General features: G+C 69.3%; 6 protein-coding genes. 5 read left to right on the forward strand and 1 reads right to left on the reverse strand.

Annotation, left to right across the window (positions count from 1 at the left end; translation table 11 throughout):
• Nucleotides 1-104 precede the first annotated feature (104 nt).
• The 5 genes from ACT2CW_RS03425 (at nt 105) to trxA (ending at nt 4,999) form a co-directional block, all read left to right on the forward strand.
• Nucleotides 105-1,829, forward strand: coding sequence for a protein kinase family protein (locus ACT2CW_RS03425; RefSeq protein WP_445515440.1), 1,725 nt, complete (start codon nt 105-107; stop codon nt 1,827-1,829).
• Nucleotides 1,830-1,857: 28 nt separating this feature from the next.
• Nucleotides 1,858-2,547, forward strand: a complete 690-nt coding sequence (sigM, locus tag ACT2CW_RS03430; RefSeq protein WP_037954618.1) for an RNA polymerase sigma factor SigM — start codon at nt 1,858-1,860, stop codon at nt 2,545-2,547.
• A complete protein-coding gene (locus ACT2CW_RS03435; protein ID WP_445515441.1) occupies nt 2,544-3,524 on the forward strand; it encodes a hypothetical protein in 981 nt (326 codons plus the stop codon). The genes sigM and ACT2CW_RS03435 overlap by 4 nt, the downstream gene beginning before the upstream one ends.
• A 152-nt stretch (nt 3,525-3,676) precedes the next feature.
• Entirely contained in the window at nt 3,677-4,627 is a 951-nt protein-coding gene (gene trxB / locus ACT2CW_RS03440) for a thioredoxin-disulfide reductase (RefSeq protein WP_445515442.1), read from the forward strand.
• A gap of 42 nt (nt 4,628-4,669) precedes the next feature.
• Nucleotides 4,670-4,999, forward strand: a complete 330-nt coding sequence (trxA, locus tag ACT2CW_RS03445) for a thioredoxin (RefSeq protein ID WP_069861217.1) — start codon at nt 4,670-4,672, stop codon at nt 4,997-4,999.
• A 74-nt stretch (nt 5,000-5,073) separates the two neighbouring features.
• On the opposite strand, the gene ACT2CW_RS03450 is transcribed toward trxA, so the two are convergent.
• Nucleotides 5,074-5,691, reverse strand: a complete 618-nt coding sequence (locus tag ACT2CW_RS03450; protein WP_037954609.1) for a GNAT family N-acetyltransferase — start codon at nt 5,689-5,691, stop codon at nt 5,074-5,076.
• Between the last annotated feature and the right edge of the window lie 309 nt (nt 5,692-6,000).

Here is a 6,000-nt window from a genome sequence, read left to right on the forward strand (position 1 = left end):
AGCACAACCATCGTCCGCCACCGTGTGTCGTGCATAGCGGCGGACTGTGGGCACAATTGTCTTGGCTCGGAGTAGGCGCAACGGATGGGGAGGCAGGAACGACGGTGGCGGAACGGAGCACGGCTGCCGTCGACGTGGCCGACAGCGGTGGAGAGGAGCCGCTGACCGCCGAGGCGGGTAAGGCCACGGCCGACGGGGCGGGGACGAAACAGAAGGTCGGCAAGGGGACAGAGGCCGCGGTCACCGACGATACGGGCGCCGCGGCCGAAACGAACCCCCTGGAACTGCACAGCGGTCACAAGCTGGCCAGACGCTACCGTCTGGAGGAGTGCGTCACCCGTCTGGACGGATTCAGCAGTTGGCGTGCCGTGGACGAGAAACTGCGGCGTGCCGTCGGGGTGCACGTCGTGCCCGCGGACCATCCGCGTGCCAGGTCGGTGCTCGCCGCCGCCCGTTCGGCGGCCCTGCTGGGCGATCCCCGCTTCGTCCAGGTCCTCGATGCCGTCGAGGAGAACGATCTCGTCTATGTCGTCCATGAGTGGCTTCCCGACGCCACCGAACTCACCGCCGTGCTGGCCGCCGGGCCGCTCGAGCCGCACGACGCGTACCAACTGGTCAGCCAGGTCTCCCAGGCCATGGCCGCCGCCCACCGCGAGGGCCTGGCCCATCTGCGGCTGAACCCCGGCTCCGTACTGCGCACCGAGTCCGGTCAGTACCGCATCCGCGGACTGGCCGTCATGGCCGCCCTGCGTGGTATCAGCGTCGACCACCCCCAGCGCACCGACACCGAGGCGATCGGCGCGCTGCTGTACGCGGCGCTCACTCAGCGCTGGCCGTACGAGGCCGATGCCTACGGCCTCTCCGGGCTGCCCAAGGGCGTGGGCCTGATCGCCCCCGACCAGGTCCGTGCCGGAGTGCACCGCGGACTGTCCGAGCTCGCGATGCGCGCGCTGGTCAACGACGGGGCCACCGCCTCCCGTCAGGACCAGCCCTGCACCACCCCCGAGGAGCTGGCCAAGGCCGTGGCGGCGATGCCGCGCATCCGGCCGCCGGAGCCCGCGTTCACCCCTTCCCCGGCGTACCAGCGCACGACGTACCAGCAGGGTGTGTACGGCCAGCAGCCGAACCGCGGCGGCACCGCGCACCCGGCCCCTCCGGCCGCTCCCGTGCCGCCTCCGCCGCCGCTCCAGAGCCGCACGGGCAAGGCCCTCAAGTGGACCGTCTCCGCCCTTCTGATCGCCGCTCTCGGCCTCGGCAGCTGGCAGCTCGCGGACACCCTCCTCAAGGAGGAGAACAAGTCCAGCCCGGGCAAGTCCACCAGTGAGAAGGACGACGGCAAGGGCGCAAAGGTTGGCAGCAAACCGATGAAGATCCAGGGCGCCGCGGAGTACTACCCCGACGGGAATCCCCAGCACACCAATCAGGTGCCCTTGACCTACGACGACGACCCAGACACGGTGTGGCGCAGCAAGAGCTACGACGAAGGCCCCGATCTCAACCCGGCCTTCAAGAAGGGTGTGGGCTTGGTGTACGACCTTGGTGCGGGACACAAGCCCAAGACGGCCACCCTCGGGCTGAAGTATGGGGGCGATCACACCACGGTGTCGCTGTACGCGGCGGACTCGCTTTCCTCCTCCGCGCCGTTGAGTTCCATGAGGAAGCTCGCAACAACCACGACCTCGGGCACCACGGCCAAGCTCACCGTGAACCGCCCGGAATCGGCCCGGTATGTCGTCCTGTGGATGACCGCGATGCCCCAAGCGCCCGGTGACACGTACAGCGACCCCGGCTACAAGCAGGCCATCACCGAAGTGAAGTTCACCGGCTGAGCCGGCTGATCGGGCAGGGGGCTCAACGTTGGACGACGCCACCATCGGCGGAGCGAGCGACGGCGAGCTCCTCGCCCGGCACGTCGACGGCGACCCGGACGCCTTCAGCGAGATAGTGCGGCGCCACCGCGACAGACTCTGGGCGGTGGCGCTGCGCACCCTCGGCGACCGCGAGGAAGCGGCCGACGCGGTCCAGGACGCGCTCGTCTCCGCCTATCGCGCCGCCCACACGTTCCGGGGCCAGTCCGCCGTGACCACGTGGCTGCACCGCATCACGGTCAACGCCTGTCTGGACCGGGCCCGCAAGGCCGCCTCCCGTCGCACCTCCCCCGTCGACGACACCGAGCGGCTCGAGCAACTCCTGGAACCCCATGAGTCGGCCGCCGCCCCCGCCGAGCGCGGCGATCTCCACCGCGAACTGCTCCAGGCGCTGCGCACCCTCCCTCCCGAGCAGCGCGCGGCGCTGGTGCTGGTCGATATGCAGGGCTACCCCGTCGCGGAGGCGGCGAAGGTCCTGGACGTTCCCACCGGCACCGTGAAGAGCCGCTGCGCCCGGGGCCGCGCACGACTGCTGCCACTCCTCTCACATCTCCACCCCAGTGGGAGGGGTAGCTCACCCTCGGGCATGGGAAGGAACCGGACGCAGGGGACGTCCGTCCCACCGACGGCAGGACCGAACGACACAGATGCCGTGAAGGGCGGAGGTGGGCGAGCGTGACATCCTCGACGGACACGGAAGAGCACCCTGAAGTCGCGGAGATCTCCGCACTCACCGAGGGTCTGCTCTCTCCGTCCCGCGCCGTCGATGTGCGCACTCACCTCGCGAGCTGCGTGCTCTGTACGGACGTATGGGAGTCCCTGGACGAGATCCGCTCCCTGCTCGGGACGCTCCCAGGACCGGTACGGATGCCCGCCGACGTCGCGGGCCGCATTGACGCGGCACTGGCCGCCGAAGCGCTTCTCGACGCGACCGCCCCCGAGCGCGTGGGCGATGTTTCACGTGAAACTCCGGATCCGGACGCCGCGCCCACGCCTGTTTCACGTGAAACGGCCGATGCCGCCTCCAGCGACCCCGACTCCGACACCGTGGAACCCACGGCCAAGCCGTCCATCGCGGCGGACCGGCCCGCCGGGCGCCCGCGTGGGGCCACCGGGCCTGGACGAGGATCCACCGGGCCCGGCACCCGCCCCGGCCGCGCCCGCCGCTGGCGCAAGGCCGTCCTCGGCGGCGCATGCGCCGCCGCGGTGATCGGCATCGGATCCTTCTTCCTCCAGAGCGGCTCCTCCGGCGACCACAACGACAGCGACCCCCAGGCGCACGCCAGCCAGAGCTCCACCGCGAAGTCCACCCTCTCCTCGGGCACGCTCAAGGACCGCGTGCACGAACTGCTCGCCGACCGGAAGTCCACCGCGTCGAACGGCGTCACCGGGCAGGGCAACTCGCCCGATGTGCCACTGCGCGCCGACGACGACCCTCAGGTGCCCTCCTGCGTACAGAGCGGCACCGGCCGCAAGGAGCCCGCTCTCGCGGCGCAGCAGGACACCTACGACGGCCAGAGCGCCTATATCGTCGTCCTCCCGCACCCCTCCGACAGCTCGCGCGTCGACGCCTTTGTGATCGACGCGTCCTGTGTCTCCGCGTCCCCGACGACTCCCGGGGAGCTCCTGGTGACCCGGACCTACCCGCGGTACTGAGGCACTCCGCACGCCGAGGCCCTGCCTGACAGCGCTCGGGAATGCCTGACCCGTAGGATCCGTTGGGTGGGATGGCAGCGGAATTCCGGGGGAACCCGGAGCCGCCCACCCAGTCAGCAGTCCGGCAGTCGGCAGAGACAAGGAAGACATCCGTGAGCGACGTCCGCAACGTGATCATCATCGGTTCCGGGCCCGCGGGCTATACGGCCGCGCTCTACACCGCCCGCGCTTCCTTGAAGCCGCTGGTCTTCGAAGGCTCCGTGACCGCGGGTGGCGCCCTGATGAACACCACCGATGTGGAGAACTTCCCGGGCTTCCGGGACGGGATCATGGGCCCCGACCTGATGGACAACATGCGGGCCCAGGCCGAGCGCTTCGGCGCCGAGCTCATTCCGGACGACGTCACCGCGGTCGACCTCAGCGAGCAGATCAAGACCGTCACCGACTCCGCCGGTACGGTCCACCGGGCCAAGACCGTCATCGTGACCACCGGCTCTCAGCACCGCAAGCTGGGGCTGCCGCGCGAGGACGAGCTCTCCGGCCGCGGTGTCTCCTGGTGTGCCACCTGTGACGGGTTCTTCTTCAAGGACCAGGACATCGCCGTCATCGGCGGCGGTGACACGGCCCTGGAGGAGGCGACCTTCCTGTCGCGGTTCGCCAAGTCGGTCACGGTGGTCCACCGCCGGGACACCCTGCGCGCCAGCAAGGCGATGCAGGAGCGGGCCTTCGCCGACCCGAAGATCTCGTTCATCTGGGACAGCGTGGTCGAGGAGATCCACGGCGACGGCAAGCTCTCCGGTCTCACGATCCGCGACGTCAAGAAGGACGAGACCTCCGAGCTGCCGGTCACCGGGCTGTTCATCGCGATCGGCCACGACCCGCGCACCGAGCTGTTCAAGGGCCAGCTGGCCCTGGACGACGACGGATACCTGAAGGTGGAGGCGCCCACCACCCGGACCAACCTGCCCGGTGTCTTCGCCGCCGGCGATGTCGTGGACCACACCTACCGTCAGGCGATCACCGCGGCCGGCACCGGTTGCTCGGCGGCACTGGACGCCGAGCGGTACCTCGCCTCGCTGGGCCAGGGCGACGCCACCGTCTGACTCCGCTTCCCACCTCTGCACCAACTCACTAAGGAGATTGCCATGGCCGGTGCCACGGTCACCGTGACGGACGCCGACTTCGAGGAGAAGGTCCTCAAGAGCGACAAGCCGGTACTCGTCGACTTCTGGGCCGCCTGGTGCGGTCCGTGCCGCCAGATCGCCCCCTCCCTGGAGGCCATCGCGGCCGAGCACCCCGACAAGATCGTCATCGCCAAGCTCAACATCGACGAGAACCCGGCGACGGCCGCCAAGTACGGCGTGATGTCCATCCCGACGCTCAATGTGTACCAGGGCGGCGAGGTCGCCAAGACCATCGTCGGCGCCAAGCCCAAGGCCGCCATCGAGCGCGACCTGTCGGACTTCATCGGCTGAGCACGCCACGCGTCGCCCTCATACACGAAGGGGCTGCCCATCGGGGCAGCCCCTTCGTGTTTCACGTGGAACCGCTACAGCGGCCGAAGCGCGGGCTCCTTCTGGACGGCGCCGAGCAGCCGGTCCAGCGCCAGCTCGACATCCTCCTTCCAGGAGATCGTCGTCCTCAGCTCCAGCCTCAGCCGGGGGTAGCGCGGATGCGGCCGTACGGTCTTGAAGCCCACGGCCAGCAGATGATCGGCGGGCAGCACACACGCCGGTTCCTTCCAGGTGGCGTCCCCGAACGCCTCCACCGCCTTGAACCCCCGGCGGATCAGATCCTTGGCGACGGTCTGTACCATCACCCGACCCAGCCCCTGACCCTGGTATCCGGGCATCAGCCATGCCGTCATCAGCTGGACGGCATCCGCCGCGACCGGACTGGTCGGGAAGGCCGTGGAGCGCGGCACATACGCCGGAGGCGCGTACAGCACAAAGCCCACCGGGACCTCATCGACATAGACCACCCGGCCGCAGGAACCCCACTCCAGCAGCACGGCGGAGATCCATGCCTCCTTCTCCAGCTCCGGCCGGCCAGCCCTTACGGCTGCTTCGCCGCTGACCGGATCGAGCTCCCAGAAGACACAGGCGCGGCAGCGCTTGGGGATGTCCGGGAGGTTGTCCAGCGTGAGCGGTACGAGCCGACGCCCCATGAAGCCAGTCCTTCACTTCCGTGGCCAGCCGCACCACGGGCGGCTGACAGCGCACTACGCTCCCTGAGCAGACTGCCGACGAAACCGCCGACAGCTCCCAGGCCCAATCCTGTGGCCAACAGTCCGGTGCGGCTCACCGATCGCATGGCCCTGCCCTCCACATGCGGCGCCTCCACATGGATCCGCCCTACTGATCGCATCGTATCCGTGCCGAGATTGCACCGATACCGCCCTTGGGCAAACAGCGGGTCGTGTTTCTACCCCTTCTGTACGCCACCCCCCCCCCCCTTCCCCTCCCCTCCGCCCTAA

The organism is Streptomyces sp. NEAU-174, assembly GCF_052665095.1.